14 protein-coding genes are annotated in these 18636 nt (G+C 67.0%); 8 read left to right on the forward strand and 6 right to left on the reverse strand.

What is annotated here, in order from left to right:
* Positions 1 to 287 precede the first annotated feature (287 nt).
* Complete coding sequence (locus tag AAGA68_13995) at positions 288 to 2087, reverse strand: helix-turn-helix domain-containing protein (protein ID MEM9386172.1); 1800 nt, start codon at positions 2085 to 2087, stop codon at positions 288 to 290.
* Positions 2088 to 2260: 173 nt separating this feature from the next.
* Here AAGA68_13995 and AAGA68_14000 point away from each other — a divergent pair, with 173 nt between their 5' ends.
* Positions 2261 to 3454: a 50S ribosomal protein L11 methyltransferase gene (locus tag AAGA68_14000; protein ID MEM9386173.1), complete on the forward strand. Its 1194-nt coding sequence runs from the start codon at positions 2261 to 2263 to the stop codon at positions 3452 to 3454.
* A 49-nt stretch (positions 3455 to 3503) separates the two neighbouring features.
* Here the strand turns inward: AAGA68_14000 and hutH are convergent, their stop codons facing one another.
* Positions 3504 to 5063 carry a histidine ammonia-lyase gene (hutH, locus tag AAGA68_14005; protein MEM9386174.1) on the reverse strand — a complete coding sequence of 520 codons (1560 nt, stop codon included), beginning with the start codon at positions 5061 to 5063 and terminating at the stop codon, positions 3504 to 3506.
* A gap of 14 nt (positions 5064 to 5077) precedes the next feature.
* Positions 5078 to 6466, reverse strand: coding sequence for a formimidoylglutamate deiminase (locus tag AAGA68_14010; protein ID MEM9386175.1), 1389 nt, complete (start codon positions 6464 to 6466; stop codon positions 5078 to 5080).
* A 79-nt stretch (positions 6467 to 6545) separates the two neighbouring features.
* On the opposite strand from AAGA68_14010, the gene hutI reads away from it, so the two are divergent.
* The 4 genes from hutI (at position 6546) to AAGA68_14030 (ending at position 10638) form a co-directional block, all read left to right on the forward strand.
* Positions 6546 to 7766 (forward strand): imidazolonepropionase, encoded by a 1221-nt coding sequence (gene hutI, locus AAGA68_14015; GenBank protein MEM9386176.1) that lies wholly within the window; start codon positions 6546 to 6548, stop codon positions 7764 to 7766.
* Positions 7767 to 7769: 3 nt separating this feature from the next.
* On the forward strand, positions 7770 to 8552 hold the full coding sequence (locus AAGA68_14020) for a UTRA domain-containing protein (protein MEM9386177.1): 783 nt from the start codon (positions 7770 to 7772) through the stop codon (positions 8550 to 8552).
* Positions 8549 to 10246: a urocanate hydratase gene (hutU, locus tag AAGA68_14025; protein ID MEM9386178.1), complete on the forward strand. Its 1698-nt coding sequence runs from the start codon at positions 8549 to 8551 to the stop codon at positions 10244 to 10246. Before AAGA68_14020 ends, hutU begins: the two co-directional genes overlap by 4 nt.
* 125 nt (positions 10247 to 10371) lie before the next feature.
* On the forward strand, positions 10372 to 10638 hold the full coding sequence (locus tag AAGA68_14030) for a DksA/TraR family C4-type zinc finger protein (protein ID MEM9386179.1): 267 nt from the start codon (positions 10372 to 10374) through the stop codon (positions 10636 to 10638).
* Positions 10639 to 10659: 21 nt separating this feature from the next.
* On the opposite strand, the gene AAGA68_14035 is transcribed toward AAGA68_14030, so the two are convergent.
* Positions 10660 to 11271 carry a hypothetical protein gene (locus tag AAGA68_14035; GenBank protein ID MEM9386180.1) on the reverse strand — a complete coding sequence of 204 codons (612 nt, stop codon included), beginning with the start codon at positions 11269 to 11271 and terminating at the stop codon, positions 10660 to 10662.
* Between the two features lie 270 nt (positions 11272 to 11541).
* Here AAGA68_14035 and yghU point away from each other — a divergent pair, with 270 nt between their 5' ends.
* The 3 genes from yghU to AAGA68_14050 all read left to right on the forward strand — a co-directional run bounded on the left by yghU (position 11542) and on the right by AAGA68_14050 (position 14881).
* Entirely contained in the window at positions 11542 to 12414 is an 873-nt protein-coding gene (gene yghU / locus AAGA68_14040; GenBank protein MEM9386181.1) for a glutathione-dependent disulfide-bond oxidoreductase, read from the forward strand.
* 258 nt (positions 12415 to 12672) lie between these two features.
* Positions 12673 to 13650, forward strand: a complete 978-nt coding sequence (locus AAGA68_14045) for a glutathione S-transferase family protein (GenBank protein MEM9386182.1) — start codon at positions 12673 to 12675, stop codon at positions 13648 to 13650.
* A gap of 46 nt (positions 13651 to 13696) precedes the next feature.
* On the forward strand, positions 13697 to 14881 hold the full coding sequence (locus AAGA68_14050; GenBank protein ID MEM9386183.1) for a Bcr/CflA family efflux MFS transporter: 1185 nt from the start codon (positions 13697 to 13699) through the stop codon (positions 14879 to 14881).
* On the opposite strand, the gene AAGA68_14055 is transcribed toward AAGA68_14050, so the two are convergent.
* On the reverse strand, positions 14878 to 16470 hold the full coding sequence (locus tag AAGA68_14055) for a hypothetical protein (protein MEM9386184.1): 1593 nt from the start codon (positions 16468 to 16470) through the stop codon (positions 14878 to 14880). The two genes, AAGA68_14050 and AAGA68_14055, sit on opposite strands and share 4 nt — an antisense overlap.
* A complete protein-coding gene (locus AAGA68_14060; protein ID MEM9386185.1) occupies positions 16467 to 18620 on the reverse strand; it encodes a hypothetical protein in 2154 nt (717 codons plus the stop codon). The genes AAGA68_14055 and AAGA68_14060 overlap by 4 nt, the downstream gene beginning before the upstream one ends.
* Between the last annotated feature and the right edge of the window lie 16 nt (positions 18621 to 18636).

An 18636-nucleotide genomic window follows, 5' to 3' on the forward strand; every position in this document is an offset into this window, starting at 1 on the left:
GACCCCAACACTCGGAAAACGCCGGCCTCAACCCTGAGAACGCCTCACAGGCACTCGCTCAGCTGCGGTCAACGCCCTACGATCTCATCTCAGGGGCTCAACGCCACACCTCATGAATAAAGCAGGCTAGTGTCCTGAGTTGGAAGTTCGTTGATGAATTCACACGCGAGTTTTTGTGCCTGAGCGCGGCGCGAGGACGAGCGTGGCAGGTCCCACGGGAGGAGGAGCAACGTGTTCAGGGGCGAAAAGGTGCCGCGAATTCATCAACGAACTTCTAACTCAGGACACTAGGCACTTTGATCGACCGCACCCTTGCAGCTAGCGTTCGCGTAGCGCGCCCTGCGCGCATGAATGCCTGCCGTGATGCGGGGATCGTCCACCCCTTGCAGGAACATCTCGTCGATCGTCTCGTTCAGGCGCCGCAGGCCCTCACCGCATTCGCCGAGCTCGATCAACACCGCCCCGTACACGCTATTGGCTCTGTAGCGCAGCCAGTCCGGGGCATCCCCGCGCTGCTCCAGTACGGCCATGGCCTGGCGCACCTGCGCATGAGCCGCTTCGGGCTGGCGCGCGCTGATCAGCGCATCCGATAAGTTGAGTCTGAGGGTACTCAGACCGAGCACATTGCTCGCGTCCTTCGCTCGCACGTGTTCGATCACCTCGGCATAGAGCGCCGCCGCCGCGGCTGAATCCCCTGCGCTCTCCAGCGATCCGGCTAACTCCACCCGGGCGTGAATAAGCTGCGAATTCGCATCTGGGTAGTGCTGCTCGAGTAGGCTCACGATCCGCGCGTACACACGACTGGCAGCGTCGTGGTCGCCGCGCTTCGAGAGCAGCAAGGCGCGTTGGGTGAGCACGGGCGCCAGGCGCCGATCTCCCTCGCCGTACAGGCGTTGCGCGCTGGCGAGCAGGGAGGCGAGCAGCGCCTCGGCTCGCACGTATTCGCCACGGGCGGTAGCGACCCGGGCCGTCGCGGTTTGCAAGGAGAGCACAAATGCCTCATCGCGCGCGGATTCGCTCGTCGCCAGACTCAGTGACTGCTCGTACAACGCTGCCGCTCGGCTGAGGTCGTTGCCGAACTCCATCAAGCCACCGTGGATACTCAGGATTTCCGCCCGCTGCCGATCGTCGATACGCCTGTTGCGAAGCCACTGCGCAGCCTCGATGAGCATAGCTCGCGAATCGTTGATGCCCTGGCCGACCATGCTGGTCACCCGCGCCAGTCCCGTGAGCGCTTGCGCCATCGTCAGCGGATCCGGTGTTGGAAGCGATGCTCGCTGTAAGCTCAAGCTCTGTTCGAACGCGCCGCCAGCCCCCTCCCAATCTCGCAGGCACATCAGTGCTTCCCCGATCGCGAAGAGCTGGCGACTCTTCACATGCGGCGCCAAGCTGGGGTCGTCCCACACCTCCTGGCGCCGCCGCGCGAGCGCTGACACGCCCCCGTCGGGCTCCTCTGCAGTCGCGCGAAGGGCCTCCATGAAGATGGACGCTGACCGGTCGTCGGTGGTGTCGCGCGTCGCTAGCTCGCGACGATCACCCTGCAGAGCTTGACCGATCGCCAGCAGAGCCAGCACGCAGGTCAAGGCCGCCCTCATCACAGGCGCGCCGCGCCACCCGGACAAACGCCATCCATGCGGCCTCGGCACGGTCGCCGCCCCGGGCACATCGCTAGCCGCCACACCGACGGCGGTGATGATGGACGCCACGGCGTCGGCACCTTCTATCGGCTCGAGAAGCGGCGGCTGCATGAGGCAGTAGCCTTGGCCGCGAACGGTTCGAATGTAGCTAGGGTGCTTGCTCGAACAGCCCAGGGCGCGGCGAATGCTGCCGATGTGGTGGGAGAGCGCAGCGCGATCGCGATGCCCCTCCTGCGCCAGGCAGAGAATCTCGTGCATCCGTGCTCGCGACACCACCTGTCCGAAGTGTTCGGCTAGCTCGACGAGCGCCGCGATTTGACGCTTCGAAAGTTCGGTGTGCGTGCCATCGGCGGCTACTACGCGTAGGAGGGCCGGTTCTATCCAGCACTCACCAATAGCGAACGAATGATGTGCGAGTGCATCGCGCGCCGACCGCTGCTGCCTTACCATGCCTTAGCTCCAGTGCGTCTCAATCGACGATACCGCACAACTCAACGTGCGCTCAAAGTATCTAAGCCTCTTGCTAGGCATCGGTTGAGCTGAAGTTGAGAAGTTGCTGAAAAGGGTGGAGTGCATATTGCTGAGGGCCTTCCGCCAGCTCTAGCGTGTGGAGGGTTGTCGCCTTGCAACCGGAAGTTGTGCGCTTGGATACCAGTCCCCTGCAGCTGGCCACGCCAGCATGGTCAGCGCCGTCACCATCCTGTGCAACCCCTGACGAGGCGGTGGCGGCCCTGCACCAGTACGTCGCCAACGGCGACACCGCAAAAGCGCTCGCCGTGGCTGATCAGGCGGTGCGCACATGGCCGGCCCACGTTCCCCTGTTGCTCGCGGCGGCAAACCTCGCGAAACGCGTGGGGCGCAGCGTCGCGGCCTACCACCTGTTGCAAGCCGCGGAGCGCTCGGGCAGCGCGCAGGCGGCGACGGAACGTCGCATCCTCGTCAACCAGTGCGCCCCGCACTGGCACTTTCGAATGATGAACGACGAGGTCCGCAACCAGGCCTACGATCGCGCCCTGCTCCACTACGTCAACGACGACTCGATCGTGCTCGACATCGGCTGTGGCGCAGGGCTGCTGTCGATGATGGCGGCCCGAGCCGGTGCTCGCCACGTTTACGCTTGCGAAGTGTCCGAACTGATGGCCGACCAGGCCCGGGCCATCATGCGCAACAATGGCTTCGCCGAGCGCATCACCGTGATCAATCGCCTGTCGAACCACCTGAAGGTCGGACGAGAGCTGCCAGAGAAGGCTGACATCGTCGTGGCCGAAGTGTTCGATACGGGGCTTCTCGGCGAGAACGCCCTGCGCACCTTCGACCACGCGCGGGAGCACCTGCTCAAACCCGACGGTCGCATCCTGCCACTGAGCGCATCGGTGCAAGCGGTGCTGCTGGAGAGTGAGCTGCTGCGCAAGGAGGCCGTGACCACGCGTTGCTGCGGATTCGACGTCACCTCCCTCAACGCACTTGCGCCACCCTACGTACAGGCCCGCCTAAGCGCATTCCCACATCACGTGCTCAGCGAACCACTCACGGTGGGGCACTATGGATTCCAGCGTTCGATCGACGCCAACGACTCCCGCCTCGTCGAGTTCGAGGCCACGCGCGCAGGCACCTGCCATGGCGTCGCCTTCTGGTTCACGCTGGATTTCGGCCAGGGGATCACGATGTCCACGGGGCCGGAGAACCGGTGGAACTGCTGGATGCAGGCGGTATCCGCGTTCGAGTCACCGGTCAGAGTACAGGCGGCGGAACGAGTGCGGGTACGCTACGCCGAACTGAGCAATCAGCTCCTGCAGTTTTCACCCGCATCGTCTTGAGCCGCGAAGGGCACTTCTCCGCGTGCTGAGGATAGGCTCGGCGAGTGACTTAGCGTAGCGCCGGCAAGCAAGCAGCCAGCGCCTCGATACGGAGCAACGCACCCTCGCGCACGAGTTCGCCCACCGCGCCGATATCACCCGCAAGGTACCTATCCTCTTCCAGCCGAGCGGAACGGCTGCGCACGCAAGCCACCACCTCGCGCAGGGAATCGCTGGTGAGCACGGGGGCACGGAACTCTACCCCTTGGGCCCCTAGCATTAGTTCCACAGCGATGATATTCGCTAGGTTTTCGTTCATGCGCTGCAGGCGGCGTGCCGCATGGCAGGCCATGGACACATGATCTTCCTGATTTGCGCTGGTCGGTGTCGAGTCGACGCCGCAGGGGTTCGCCAAATGGCGGTTCTCCGCCATCAGCGCGGCGCAAGTCACCTCGGCGATCATGAACCCTGAGTTCAGGCCCGGCGCGGGCGTGAGGAATGCGGGCAGTCCAAAGCTCTGCGCGGGATCTACGGTGATTGCGATCCGGCGCTCCGTGATCGCCCCGATCTCGGCGATCGCGAGCGCGACCTGATCGGCCGCCAGTGCCACCGGCTCCGCGTGGAAGTTACCGCCAGAAATGATGCGATCTTCCTCGACCACTACGATCGGGTTGTCGGTGACCGCGTTCGCCTCGACTTCCAGGGTCTGCGCCACCTGGCGCAGCTGATCCATCGCCGCCCCCATTACCTGCGGCTGGCACCGAATGCTGTAGGGGTCCTGCACGCGGTCGTCTTCTTCGCGGTGCGACTCGCGAATGGCCGACCCGGCGAGCAGAGCACGCAGGCACTGCGCCGCATCGGCCTGTCCCCGCAGGCCGCGCAGGGCTTGGATCGTCGGGTGAAACGGGGACGTGGAGGCCATCAGCGCGTCCGTGACCAGGGCTCCGGAGATCAACGCCGTCTGCGCCAGATGCCATGCATCGAACAGTCCTGCCAGCGCCAGAGCCGTGGATACTTGGGTGCCGTTAATCAGCCCAAGGCCCTCCTTAGGCCCGAGGACCAGGGGCGAGAGGCCCACGGACGCCAGGGCCGCGGCGCCCGCCATGCGCTCGCCGTCCACCCACGCCTCTCCCTCGCCGATCATCACCGCCGCCAGGTGCGCCAACGGCGCCAGATCGCCAGACGCCCCCACTGAGCCCTGAGCGGGGATCACCGGCAGAAGATCTCGACGCAGGAAGGCCTCCAGCATCTCGAGCATTGCCCAGCGCACACCCGAGGCGCCGCGGCCGAGAGAGATGAGCTTGAGCGCGACGATCAGGCGCACCACGGGCGCTGACATCGCCTCGCCGACGCCGCAGCAGTGGGACAGCACCAGGTTTCGCTGCAGCTCGGCGGTCTGCTCCGCGGGAATACGCACGCTGGCCAGCTTGCCGAAGCCGGTGTTGACGCCGTACACGGGCGTGCTGGCCGTAGCGGCGCGCTGCACGATCTCGTGCGCGGCCTCGACGGCGGGGCGGGCACGCTGATCGAGGCCTCGCACGACCGCAGGCTCGCGGTAGATACGCTCCATCTGGGGCAGGGTCGTCTCGCCCGGCTTCAGCACGATCGCGTTGAGTGCGGTGGAAGACATCGGCGCGTTCTACCTTACGTCGTTGCAAGCTCGGCCATCACCGAGCGAAAGCGATCGGCAATTGGCTCCTCATCAGCATGGCGACCAGCGCTTACGACCTGGCGACCACCTACCCAAACGTCCATCACGAGCGAGTCATTGCCCGAAAACAACCAGCGATCCAGCCAGAGATCGCCGCGAGCGCCGGCCAGTCGCGGATGATCCCCGTCCAGGGCGACGAAATCGCCACGCATCCCAGGCGCGATCGCGCCGGCCAGGCGACCGCACGCCGCGCTGCCATCGCGTGCCGCCTGGCCGTACAGCGCCGCGCCCGTACTGCTGCCCTCCTGCGCCATCACATTGCGCGCCTGCAGGCGCAGGCGTTGCCCGTACTCGAGCCAACGCAGCTCCTCCACGGGATCGACGCAGATGTTGCTGTCCGAGCCGATGCCCCAGCGGCCGCCGGCCCCCTGGTAGGTGGGCGCGTCGAACATCCCGTCACCGAGGTTGGCCTCAGTCGTGGGGCACAGGCCCACGCGCGCGCCGGCGGCCGCCAGCGCTTCGCTCTCGGACTTGATCATGTGGGTGGCGTGGATCAGGCACCACTGCCGATCGACGGGATACCGCTCTAGCAACCACTGCACGGGCCGTTCGCCGCACCAATCCACACACGCGCGAACCTCGGCCTGCTGCTCGGCAATGTGCACGTGCACGGGCCCATCACCGAGCGCTTGGCGCGCCTCCAGCATACGGGTCAGCAGTGCGGGAGACACCGCCCGTAGGGAATGTGGCGCTAGCCCAAAGTGGGCGTCGGCATCGTGGATCAGCGCCCGGCGAGTCTGTTCGACCAGCACCAGGTAGTCGTCCAAGCTGTTGACAAAGCGCGCTTGCGCGCCGCTTGTCGGGGCTTCGGCGAACCCGCCGTAGCAATAGAGCACCGGTAGGGCGCAGAAGGCGATGCCGGCGGCGCGGGCCGCGCGATAGCAGCGCAGCGTCATCTCCGCGCGTTGGGCGTAGGGCTGACCGTCGCCAGCGTGGTGCACGTATTGAAACTCCGCCACGCACGTGTAGCCGGCCTTCAGCATCTCCACGTAGAGCTGGGCAGCGATCGCTTCCAGCTGCGGCGGGGTCAGGCGCCCGAGGTAGCGGTACATCGCCTCACGCCAGGTCCAGAAGCTGTCCTCTGCGGCGCGGTCCCCTTGCGCGCGCTCGGCCATGCCGGCCATGGCGCGCTGATGGGCGTGGGAGTGGAGGTTGGCGATGCCGGGCAACAGCACGTCCACCGACCAGGTGGCCTGGGCCTCGCCCGGGGCTTGCCCGGTGGTCACCTCGGTGATCGCGCCGGCATCGTCGAGCCTCACCGACACGGCGCAAGCCCAACCGTCGGGTAGGAGTGCTTCGCCCGCCCAGATCGTCTTCGCCACGATGCCCTTCAACGTACGTTGCCCAGATTGCGAGATGAGCGTACAGTAAGTTGTATATACATGTACAGCCCACGTGCGGATGCCCACTCTGTTACTCACAAACGCCACCTTGGCGTGCTTAGATACAGCCGATGGCTACGGCCTCGCCGCGCGTGGGGCACTGCTGATCGAGGATGAGCGGATTGCCTGGGTAGGCGCCTCAGACGGCGCCCCATCTGCGGATGAGATCCTCGACTGCGAGGGGCGCCTGCTCAGCCCCGGACTGATCGACTGCCACACACATCTGGTGTACGCCGGCGATCGCACGCGCGAGTTCGAAATGCGCCTCGAGGGCGCGAGTTACGAGGCGATCGCCCGCGCTGGCGGCGGCATCGCCTCCACCGTGGCCGCTACCCGTGCAGCGAGCACCGATGAGCTCATCGCCCAGTCCCTACCGCGCCTAAGGGCACTGATAGGCGAAGGCGTGACCACCGTCGAGATCAAGTCGGGCTACGGCCTCGATCGGGAAACCGAGCTACGCATACTGGAGGTGGCGGGACGCCTCGGCGAGCGCGCCGGCGTGCGCGTGCAGCGCACCCTACTCGCCGCCCACGCTGTGCCCCAGGAGTACCGCGGTCACCCGGACGCCTACATCGACTGGGTCGCGGGCGACCTGTTGCCCGAGGTCTTGGCTGCAGGACTTGCCGACGCCGTCGATATCTTCATCGAAGGCATCGGGTTCAACACAGAGCAAGCCGAACGCCTCTTCAACGCCGCCGCCCACCTCGGCGTAGCGGTCAAGGCGCACGCCGAGCAGCTGAGTGACCAGGGCGGTGCGCGGCTTGCCGCAAGGTATCAGGCGCTGTCTGTCGATCACCTCGAGTACCTAACGGAAGAGGACGTCGCTACACTCGGCCCTGGGGGCCCCGTCGCCGTACTTCTGCCCGGCGCCTTCCTCACCCTTGGCGAAACCCGTCGCCCCCCGATCGACGCCCTGCGTCGCCACGGCGTGCCCATGGCCGTGGCGACCGATGCCAACCCAGGCTCGTCACCGATCTTCTCCCTGCTCGACGCCATGCACCTCGCCTGCGCTCTGTTCCGCATCACCCCCGCAGAGGCCCTGCGCGGGGTGACGGTCAACGCCGCCAAAGCGCTTGGGCTAGAGCAGGAGGTCGGCGTGCTGTGCGCTGGTCACCGCGCCGACCTCGTCCTGTGGCAGGTGACTGATCCCGCTGCCCTCAGCTACGGGCTTGGGATGAATCCCGTCGACGGCATCGTGCAGAGCGGGCGGTGGCGTCAGCGGCCGCGGAAGGCCGCGTAAGCCATGCATCCCGCGCAAGATCTCCTCCGCGCCGTCGACAAGAACGCGCCCGCCCCGATCTACCGACAGATCAAAGTGGCGATCGAGGACAAGATCCGCAACGGCGCGTGGCGCGCCGGTGGCAAGCTGCCGTCGGAGAACGAACTCGTGCTGCACTTGGGCGTTAGCCGCATGACCGTCAATCGGGCCCTGCGCGAACTTGCCCTGGAGGGGTTGGTCACCCGCGTACACGGCGTCGGGTCCTTCGTCGCGGACGTGCCCCGCCACGCCAGCCTGATCGAACTGCGCGACATTGCCCATGAAAGCGCGGACCGAGGCCACGCTCACAGCACGCGCGTCGTGGCATTGGGTGAGCGGATCGCCTCGGCAGAAGTCGCCCAGCAACTCGAACTCAGCGCCGACGCCTCGCCTGAGTTGCACTATCTGGAGGCCGTGCACTTTCAAGATGGGTTGCCCATTCAGCACGAGGCGCGCTACGTAAACCCAGCCCTCGCCCCGGGGATGCTGGAGCAGGACTTCACGCGGATCACCAGCACCGCCTGGCTGCTGGCCGGTGGCCAGCCCGATGAGATGGAGCACGTGGTAAGCGCCACCCAAGGCACGCCTGCCCTGCGTGAGGCTCTCGGTCTCGCCCCCGAACACGCGCTGCTTCAGCTTTCCCGTCGTACCTGGCGCGCGGGGCAGGTGGTGACTTGGGTCACCCTCACCTACCCCGGCGATCGCTACCAGCTCGCCGCTCGCTACGCGACCAATACCTTCCGCAAGATCGAGGAGTCTCCCCAATGAGCACCGGTGCCCATCCCTCAAGCAGTGCCCAACACCCGGCCCGCGTGGTGCGCGCTCCCCGCGGCAGCGAACTGACCTGCCGAAGCTGGCTCACGGAAGCGCCCTATCGCATGCTGCAGAACAATCTGGACCCACAAGTGGCGGAGAACCCGGACGAGCTCATCGTCTACGGCGGTATCGGGCGGGCGGCGCGCAACTGGGAGAGCTTCGATCACATCCTCGAGTGCCTGCGCAATCTCGCGGATGACGAGAGCCTATTGATTCAATCAGGTAAACCGGTCGGGGTCTTCCGTACGCATGCGGACGCCCCACGGGTGCTCATCGCCAACTCCAACCTGGTGCCCCAATGGGCGAACTGGGAGCACTTCCAGGAGCTCGATCGCAAGGGCCTCGCCATGTACGGGCAGATGACCGCTGGCTCCTGGATCTACATCGGCAGCCAGGGCATCGTGCAGGGCACCTATGAGACCTTCGTCGAGGCCGGTCGCCAGCACTTCGGCGGCGACACGCGAGGGCGTTGGATCCTCACCTGCGGCTTGGGCGGTATGGGCGGCGCGCAGCCCCTCGCCGCCACCATGGCCGGCTATAGCATGCTGTGCATCGAGTGCGATGAATCCCGTATCGACTTCCGCCTGCGCACGGGCTACCTGGACCGCCGCGCCGGCTCCGTCGACGAGGCCCTCCAGCTGATCGACCAAGCTCGCGCCAGGGGTGAGCCCGTCTCCGTGGGCCTCGCCGGCAACGGCGCCGAGCTCTTGCCGGAGCTGGTCGATCGCGGCGTGAAGCCGGACCTGGTGACCGATCAGACCTCGGCCCACGACCCCGTGAACGGCTACTTGCCCGCGGGGTGGAGCATGGCCCAGTGGCAACAGATGCGTCGCGAGCAGCCGGAGACCGTCGCTCGCGAGGCGCGTCGCTCGATGGCCGTGCACGTGCGCGCCCTCCTCGCCTTCCACGACCAAGGCATCCATACCGTTGACTATGGCAACAACATTCGCCAACAGGCCTTCGACGAGGGCGTGCACAGCGCCTTCGACTTCCCGGGCTTCGTCCCCGCCTACATCCGCCCCCTGTTCTGTCGGGGTGTCGGGCCGTTCCGCTGGGTGGCCCTATCCGGTGATCCCGAGGACATCTACCGCACGGATGAGAAGGTGAAGGAGCTGATCCCCGACGATCCGCACCTCCATCGCTGGCTGGACATGGCCCGCAAGCGCATCCAGTTCCAGGGCCTACCGGCGCGCATCTGCTGGGTAGGCCTCGGCGATCGCGATCGCCTCGGCCTCGCCTTCAACGAGATGGTACGCAAGGGCGAGCTCAAGGCGCCGGTGGTGATCGGCCGCGACCACCTGGACTCGGGGTCCGTGGCAAGCCCGAACCGTGAGACCGAGGCCATGCTCGACGGCTCCGACGCCGTGTCCGACTGGCCCCTACTCAACCTGATGCTCAGCACCGCCAGCGGCGCCACCTGGGTGTCCCTGCACCACGGCGGCGGCGTCGGCATGGGCTACTCGCAACACGCGGGCCTGGTCATCTGCTGCGATGGTACGGAGGCCGCGGACGAGCGCCTGCGCCGCGTACTGTGGAACGATCCTGCCTCGGGTGTGATGCGTCACGCCGATGCGGGCTACGACATTGCCAAACGTTGCGCACGCGAGCACGACTTGAAATTGGGCGCGATCGACCTGACGTCCTGAGTACCAGGCGGCGGCCGAGGGTCCGCCGACATCCCTGCTCGCAACTGCGTGGCGAGAGGGAGACTGATTGGCGCCAAGCGCGACTTGCGCTTGGGCCACTTCGAGACGAACGAGAGGTAAGCCCAGTGGCCGGTGGATGGGCGCGAGATGGCGCCGAGCAAGAACAGATCGACGCCACCGTCAACGACGCGATCAAGCGCGCGCGCAGTGAGCTCAGCCACGGCGTGAGCGCCACCCATTGCGAAGACTGCGGTGATGCCATCCCCGAACGTCGCCGGGAGGCCATCCGTGGCGTACGGCGTTGCGTGCGCTGCCAGGAAGAAGAGGACCAGCGCCGCGGCGCTACGAGCGGCTACAACCGCCGCGGCAGCAAGGACAGTCAGCTGCGGTAATCAGCCACCCGCTGCCCACGGCTAGTGCGCGCAGCGGAATCCTCGCTCGCCAATCTTGTCGCTACCGAACGTCGCCACGTAGTTCCATTGCGCCTGGCGGCAGATCGCCTCGCCCGGCACCTGACGGACGGCACCGCGACGAGTGGCAGGACGCGTGTCCTGAGCGGCGTTCTGCGCCCACTCCCACGTGCCTTCTATCGTCTCTAGCTCCGCGCGCTCGGCGTGTCGACAGCTCATCTGCCATTCGATCACACGTGGAAGGCGCATGCCCACGTCACCGCAGATGGCCTCTGCCTCGCGCCATCCACTTGGCGCAAAGGCCTCTCGAGCGATGACCCACCCGGGATCGCCGGGCTCACAGTTGCCCCCTCGCGTGTGGTCGTCCGCATCGTGCACGTCGAACGCGACGCTGCCGCGAACGAGACACACCTCGGTAAAGTTCAGCGGAAAACTTCGCCTCGGAATGACATTGCGATAGCCCCCGATGGTGGCGGCGGCCAGGTGAATCTCCTGCGGGGCAGAAGCGGTAGCTGGCAGATCGCCAGCCGAAGCGATGCTAATGGTCGCAAGCGCGAGCCACCAGCGCGCACGCCGGCCATGCCGACGTCCTCCATCGAGGGGGATTTGCAGCATTGTTGTTCTCCTTGGGGCACCCCGTTGCACTGTCACAAAAGTGTAATATTTGTAGCCCCGTTGCCGTTCCCTGTCAAGGGACCGCGCCGAATTAGCTGTAAAATTAGGGTTTTCCAGGAGTCACCGAGTGAAGTCCATAGGTCTATCGACAGCGTCACAATTCCCACATGTGAGCACCCGATCCCTCGACGACTGCCGAAGCGCTTGCACTTGCTGCAACCGCACCCTACTTATGCATGACCTCTTCAGCCCCCTCAGGAGCCCCCTGCGATGAGCGACACCAAGCCCTACACCCCTGCCGCCGTCTGGACCTGGGATCAACCGAGCGGCGGCCAATTCGCCAACATCAATCGCCCTGTCGCCGGCGCCACGCACGAGAAGGCGCTGCCGACCGGCGAGCATCCGCTGCAGCTGTACTCCCTGGCCACACCGAACGGCGTCAAGGTCACCGTGATGCTCGAGGAACTGCTGGCGCGGGGTCATGCAGGCGCCGAGTACGATGCCTGGTTGATCCGCATCACCGAGGGCGATCAGTTCTCGAGCGGCTTTGTGGAGGTCAACCCGAACTCGAAGATCCCCGCTCTTCTCGATCGCAGCACGGACGCGCCCACCCGCGTGTTCGAATCGGGCGCGATTTTGCTTTACCTAGCCCAAAAATTTGGTGAGTTCCTCCCCAACGAGGCGGCGCCCCGCGCGGAGACCATGAACTGGCTGTTCTGGCAGATGGGCAGCGCGCCGATGCTCGGCGGCGGCTTCGGGCACTTCTACAGCTATGCGCCCGAGAAGTTCGAGTACCCTATCGATCGCTTCGCCATGGAGGTGAAACGGCAGCTCGATGTGCTCGACCGCTGCCTTGCGCAACGCGAGTACGTTGCGGGTGGTGAGTACACGATCGCCGACATGGCGATCTGGCCCTGGTACGGCGCGCTCGCGCGCGGATTGCTCTACGACGCCGCGGAGTTTCTGCAGGTGCAGGACTACACTCACGTGCAGCGCTGGGCTGAGCAGATCGCCGCACGACCGGCTGCCCAACGAGGGCGTATGGTGAACCGTACGTGGGGTGAGCCGAGCTCGCAGCTGCACGAGCGCCACGCCGCCTCGGATTTCGAGCAGCGCACGCAGGACAAGCTGGAGGGCGCCTAGTCGCTCGACACCCGGCGAGGCTCGGACAGGACGCCCATGCGATTGATGACCTGCTGGAGGTCGAACTCGCGGCGTGGCCACTGGAGGTTGTCGACCGGGCGTCGCCCTTTGTGAGGGTCCTCCCGCCATGGCGCCGTGCCTCGCTACCGGACAGGACACTAGCTCACCGGATTGGACGCTAGCACGAAACGCCGCCGCAGCATGCGTCTTCCACCCACATCCGCCACACTGCGCTCGGCACGGTCGAGGGAGCGAATCATGGGGCTGCTAGTCGATGGAAAGTGGGTGGACCAGTGGTACGACACCAAGGCCTCGGGCGGCCGCTTCCAACGCGCTGAATCTGCCTTTCGCCACTGGGTGACCGCCGACGGCTCTCCCGGGCCCACCGGCGACGGTGGCTTCCCTGCGGCCAGCGGCCGCTATCATCTTTACGTCTCCTACGCCTGCCCCTGGGCCCATCGCACCCTGCTCTACCGCGCCCTCAAGGGACTCACGGCGCACATCGATGTATCGGTAGTACACTGGGTGATGCGCGAGAACGGCTGGACCTTCGCTGAGGACGACGAGGGCATCGTGGGCGACCGCCTCTTCGCCAGCCCCTTCCTGCGCGACGTGTACTTGCGCGCGCAGCCGTCGATGACCGGTCGGGTGACCGTGCCGATCCTCTGGGACACGCTCGGCAACACCCTCGTCTCGAACGAGTCCGCCGACATCATTCGCATGTTCGGGCGCGCCTTCGACGGCGTAGGTGCCAACGAGCGTAACTTCTACCCGCCAGCGCATCGCGAGGAGATCGATGCCCTGAACGCGCAGATCTACGCCACGGTCAACAACGGTGTTTACCGCGCCGGCTTTGCCACCACGCAGAGCGCCTACGAGGAAGCCGTCGGCCCGCTCTTCGACACCCTCGATGCGCTGGAAGGCCGCTTGCGGCAGCAGCGCTACCTGCTGGGGGCCGAGATCACGGAGGCTGATCTGCGCCTGCTGCCCACGCTCCTACGCTTCGATCTGGTCTACCACGGCCACTTCAAATGCAACCTGCGCCGGCTGGTGGACTACCCGAGTCTGTGGGCCTACACGCGCGACCTCTACCAAACACCAGGGGTTGCCGGGACCTGCAACTTCGACCACGCCAAACGCCATTACTACGAGAGCCACGCCTCGGTAAACCCGACGGGCATCGTGCCCATGGGCCCCCTGGTCGACTTCCAGGCGCCTCACGGCCGCGATGGGTGAGCCCGCCAACGCAGAGCACACAGGTTCCCAACCTCCCGGGCGCATAATGGCCCTGGGGATGCTGATCGCCACCTCGGCCCTGTCGATCGACATCCTACTGCCCGCGATTCCCGCCCTTGCGGAGCACTTTCAGATCAGCGAGCACGCCTCGCAGTACGCTGTCACCGCGTACTTGGCCGGCTTCGCCCTCGGCCAACTGCCGATGGGACTGCTCGCCGACCGCTACGGACGCCGCCCCGTGATCACCGCCGGCATCGGCGTGTTCATCATGACCGGTCTCATCGGCGCGCTGGCGAGTTCGGCTGGCGTACTCTTCGCAGCCCGCTTCGTGCAGGGTATCGCTGGCGCCGTGGGCCCCGTGGTGGCGCGCGCCATCGCTCGCGATATCGGAGGTGAGGACCACGGGGCGCGCCTGCTGGCCACGCTCGTCACCATCCTTGGGCTCGCTCCTCTGCTAGCGCCGTTGATCGGCGGCGCCATGACCGAGTGGGCAGGCTGGCGTACGACCCTCCTCGCTATTCCCTGCTACGGCTTAGCGACTCTGCTCGCGATCTGGCGTCTGGTCCCGGAGAGCCTTCCCCCGAGCGAGCGCCAGCGGCAGCTGGGCGCCGCCCAAGTGCTCGAGAGCCTGCGCGCCCTCGGCGCTCACCCCGCCGCCCTCGTGGCCGTCGCCCTGGCGTGCGCCCCCTACGGCGGATACTTGGCGATGATCACCAGCGCCTCGACGGTGTTAATCGGTGACTATCACCTCTCGCCCGCGACCTTCGGCGCCATCTTCGCCACCGGTGCGGCGGCCTACACGGCGGGAGCGGCCACCTCACGCCAGCTCATGACCAACCGATCATCCCGCTGGGTGCTCTGGCTCGCCATCAACGTCTTCGTCGTCAGCGCCTTGCTGATGGCGATCATCCTGATCGCGGGGCCCGTGCCGCTTTGGGCCTTGTGGGGGACAGTCGCGGTCTTCATCTTCGCCGTGAGCCTAATCACGCCGATCGCCACGGGCTTGGCGCTGGCGCCACTCCCGGGATCCGCCGGGTTCACGGCGGCGATCATCGGCACCGGAAGCATGGCGGCGGGCACGCTGGGCTCCCTGCTCACGGCCACGTTCTACGCGCCATACGGCGTCAGCATGCTGGGCGTCATGATCGGCAGCTCAGCGGTGACGGTGCTGACCTACACACTCGGCCGATCCGCCTTGGGGTACGCGCGAGAGCAGGAGCAGACTCGCTAGGCGGCCGCCGCAGCCTCGGCGCCACGACCCGCCCTCTCGCGCCACCATAGGGCACCGGCCAGAAGCGCGAACGCGACTAGGAAGGGTCCGCGAGGCACAGGCCCCGCGGCGCGTGGGACGTTCTCGCTCGAGGCCAATGCGATTTGGGCACTCGCGTCCTGCGCGCGTTGGGCCGCCACGCCGCGCCAGGGCGTGGACCGCGCCACGTAGAGCGAACGACGCTCGGCCCCATGGGCGACCGTCTGCCACCCCGCCTCCCGGGGCCAATAGAACCCGCACGCCCGGGCGAGGTCGTCCTGCTGCAAAGCGACGGCCACCGCGCCGCCTTGCGCCCCCGCCGAGACGGTAAGCGGTGCCGCTGGTGCTCCCCGCACGCACAGCATTGCCCGTTCGTCCACCACGGCGATCGCAGGCAGTTCCAGCGTCGCCCCCGCCCGCGGTCGCGCGACCGCCCGCAGGAGCGAACGCCAGAAGCGCGCGTGCACCTCGGGATGCCCCGCCGTCACCCATCGATGGGTGCCGGTGACGACCAGCCAGCCAACGCGCCCCTGGCCTTGATCGCGAACGCTCGCGAGGGGCTCCCCGGCATCGTCGGCTAGCAGTACGTGCACGTTCGGATCGGCGAGCAACCTCCGTCCGGTCGGTGCCAAGGTGGACAGCGGCTCGTCGCTGAGGTGCTTGATGAGCACCTCGTCCTCGAGCCAACGCGAGCCCAGCGCTGGCAATACGAGCGATTCTGAGCGCCAATTGGTTTCATTGACTGCGTCGTCGCCCAACATCACCAGTCCCAGCCCGGCCTCCACAGCCTGGGCGATACGCTGGCGCTGGGCATCGGACTGCGATGACCACGCCGTCGCGTCGATCAGCAGCACATCCGCATCGTCGTAGGCCAGTGGCTCCTCACGATTTACGTACACGCTCGAAAACCGCTCTTGCGCGATGCGTACGCGCTGGGAGAGCTGCGCGCCGCTGCGCGACGCCCAGTGCCGCAGGCCCTGCAGCTCGAAGGTCGGCGAGGAGGCTTCGATCAGTATCCGCAGGGGCGAAGGGGCCCGCACGGTCACTGGGATCGGTCCTGCATCGAGGGATACGCCTTGCGCATCCTCCAAGCGGAGCCTCGCCACGTAGCGCCCAGTCGCCCGCGGGGTCAGCTTCAGGACGAAGCTCGGCGCATCTGCCGTGACCACCGCCCGCGCCGCCTCGGCACCGAAGGGGTCCTCCAGCACCACCTGCGCTCGGGCCGACACGGCCACTCGTCCGCTCACCAGCAGGGCCTCCCCGAGGGCGATCCGCCTCGGCCAGTGGAGCGCCACGACCTGATCGTCGAGCTCAGTCGGGTCGAAGACCACGGACGTCAGGCGCAGATCCCGCCAGCGTTCCGGTGATAGGCCAGGCGCGGCGATCTGCACCGCTGCCCGCGATCCCCGCGCCGCCAGGTGGGCGCTCACCGCCTGCACCCCCTCACTGGCGCTCTCCCCGACGATCGACGGCGCCCCCGCGCCAGGCCTAGAGGTTGGCCAAACGGCGAGCAGCAAGGCGACGGTGGCCGCGATTGCCAGCCCTCGCTCGGCCCCTGATGCTCGGGTCACCGGCGCGCTCCGGTGCGGGGACGCGCGTAGGCCCGAGCGACCGGGCCGCGCGGCGCCTCCCGGGCCTGTGCCGGCGGCAGGGGCGCCGGCACGAGGCGCAACAGCCCCTGCGCGAGTTGCGCCGCGCAGTCTTGGCAACGCGGGGACGCGCGAAGGGACTCGAGAGCACCTATCGCACTCAGTAGCTCGGACCGCCCTTCCTCCTGCGCTTGCAACAGCTCGCCTACCGTGTCCAGCAGTTCGGTCGGCAGGGTGACGGCATCCCCGGCGATCACTTGCGCAAGGTTCGCTAGCGCCCGCTGCGCGAGCACCTGGTCCTGTGGCGTCGCGGCAAAGCGCCGCTGCGTCGACACTGTGAGGTCAGCCAACTCGCCGCTGAAGCGTCGCCCCTCGTCCGGTGGCGTGGTGCGAAAGCCAACGCGCCGCAGGTAAATGCGTGAGCGCTGCTGCACGCGCTTGATCAGGTCCAGGGCCTCGTACTCGAAGGGCAATGCCGCGTCGGGCGTCGCGAGGCGCAGGTGCAGCTCTGCATCCCACATCTGCGCCAGGGCCGCCTTCAGAAGATCACGGGTCTGCGGGTCGAAGAGCGTCGCTTGCTCCGCCGTATCGTGGGTGTGGCCAAACTGCTGCAACACCGTATCCAAACGCCCAAAGGTCGGCGCATCCACCGGACCGAAACCTCCGATGTCGGCACTGTGGTCGTGGCCGTCGCCCGGATAGTGCAGCGGTGGATCGTCCTCGTCCGGCATGACCCCGGGACCGATGTCGGTCACCGCTTCCTCGCCAAGGAACGTACCGTAGCGCAAGCGCAGCGCCTTCTGGTCGACGGCGATCGCCTGCGCTCGGCCCGCGAAGGCCTCGGCGCTGAGCTGCGCAGCGTCCGCCACCAGCGCCTGCGTATCGATGATGATCTGACGCTGACTGCGAAAATACTCAGGCATCACGCGCATCGCCATCACCCCCACCTCGTCTTGCTCAGCGTAGCGTTCAGCAGGCCAGCGCACGATCCAAGTCCGGCTGGTGGCGAGGTTAGGCTCGGGCGCTCGATTGTCGCTCGCTTCGAGGTGCACGTAGAGCTCATCGCCAGGCTCCATGGCCAAGCTGCGCAGATCGAAGCGGTGGCGATAGCGGCGCTCTCGGTCCGTGCCGCCGGCGAGGGCCTCCAGAGGTATCCGTTGCTCGCGAAAGCGCACGTTCTCGCCGCCGCCACTGGCGAGCGTGAGGCGAGCGACCACCTGCTCGAGGCCGTAGTCGTCGGACACCGCGACGTCGAGGGCGACGGTCGGTTGCGGATCGATTCCGTCGAGCTCGGTGACCGTGCGCGAAGGCAATGAGAACGTGAACTGTGGAGGGCGATCGGGCCTGATTCGCAGCAGCCTGAAGCGATCGTCGCGCGCCCAGGGCACGTCCGTCGCTACCCGGTAGACGCTCGCCTCGGCGGCGCGAGGTGCACTGCGCCAGCGGCCCTGTTCGGCGGGCCACAGTGGGAGGCGCTCGCCGTCGTCGAACAGCAGATCCACACCGTCGACGGCGCCCTCGGTCCGTATCTCCCAGATGAGCTGCGACCCTTGGGGCACGGTTACCTCACGGGAGTCTTCGGTAAACGCCTCCAGCTGGGTGTAGGCCGGCGGCGTCACCTCCACGCTTACCCCGGTAAGTGACGGCGACGCCGCGAGCACACTGGCGGGGCTGCCGGCAGGCATGGGCCTCGCCAGCGGCAGCGCCAGGAGCACTGCGCCCAGCGCTCCTAGCCCGGCCAACCACGGCGGGGCGCGATGCCGGGGGGCGGGAATCGCGGCGACCAGGGTCGCCTCGTCGAGCGCTTGCAACCGCTCAGCGATACGCGCGCGCTGCAGCGCGCTGAGTCCATGAGCGTCGGCACGCAGCACAAGCGCTGCACTGTCCTCGAGGCTGGGCACCGATCGATCCAACCAGCGTACCATCTCGGCACGTCCCACCAGGCGCCGCTGCACCACCGTGGCGTCCCGCCAAAAGAACCAACAGACGCCAAGGGCAAGGCCGAGCCCTACGCTGGCGCCACTGGCGGCGACGGCCGCCGCCCACAGCGCGGCAGCCCCTGCCAGCGCCGCGGCTTCCGCCTGGTGTGCGCGCCGCTGGCGCCGGCGCACCAAGGCCAATCCCTGATCCAATCTTTCGCGGGCGCCT

The sequence above is a fragment of the Pseudomonadota bacterium genome, assembly GCA_039193195.1.
Lineage (GTDB): Bacteria > Pseudomonadota > Gammaproteobacteria > Steroidobacterales > JBCBZW01 > JBCBZW01.

Bases quoted from the DNA above. Each gene is read 5' to 3' on its own strand.
- AAGA68_14045 (MEM9386182.1), top strand. From the start codon at position 12,673: ATGGGGCTGCTAGTCGATGGAAAGTGGGTGGACCAGTGGTACGACACC.
- AAGA68_13995 (MEM9386172.1), bottom strand. From the start codon at position 2,087: ATGGTAAGGCAGCAGCGGTCGGCGCGCGATGCACTCGCACATCATTCG.
- hutI (MEM9386176.1), top strand. From the start codon at position 6,546: ATGCCCACTCTGTTACTCACAAACGCCACCTTGGCGTGCTTAGATACA.
- AAGA68_14050 (MEM9386183.1), top strand. From the start codon at position 13,697: ATGGCCCTGGGGATGCTGATCGCCACCTCGGCCCTGTCGATCGACATC.
- AAGA68_14020 (MEM9386177.1), top strand. From the start codon at position 7,770: ATGCATCCCGCGCAAGATCTCCTCCGCGCCGTCGACAAGAACGCGCCC.
- hutU (MEM9386178.1), top strand. From the start codon at position 8,549: ATGAGCACCGGTGCCCATCCCTCAAGCAGTGCCCAACACCCGGCCCGC.
- yghU (MEM9386181.1), top strand. From the start codon at position 11,542: ATGAGCGACACCAAGCCCTACACCCCTGCCGCCGTCTGGACCTGGGAT.
- hutH (MEM9386174.1), bottom strand. From the start codon at position 5,063: ATGTCTTCCACCGCACTCAACGCGATCGTGCTGAAGCCGGGCGAGACG.
- AAGA68_14035 (MEM9386180.1), bottom strand. From the start codon at position 11,271: ATGCTGCAAATCCCCCTCGATGGAGGACGTCGGCATGGCCGGCGTGCG.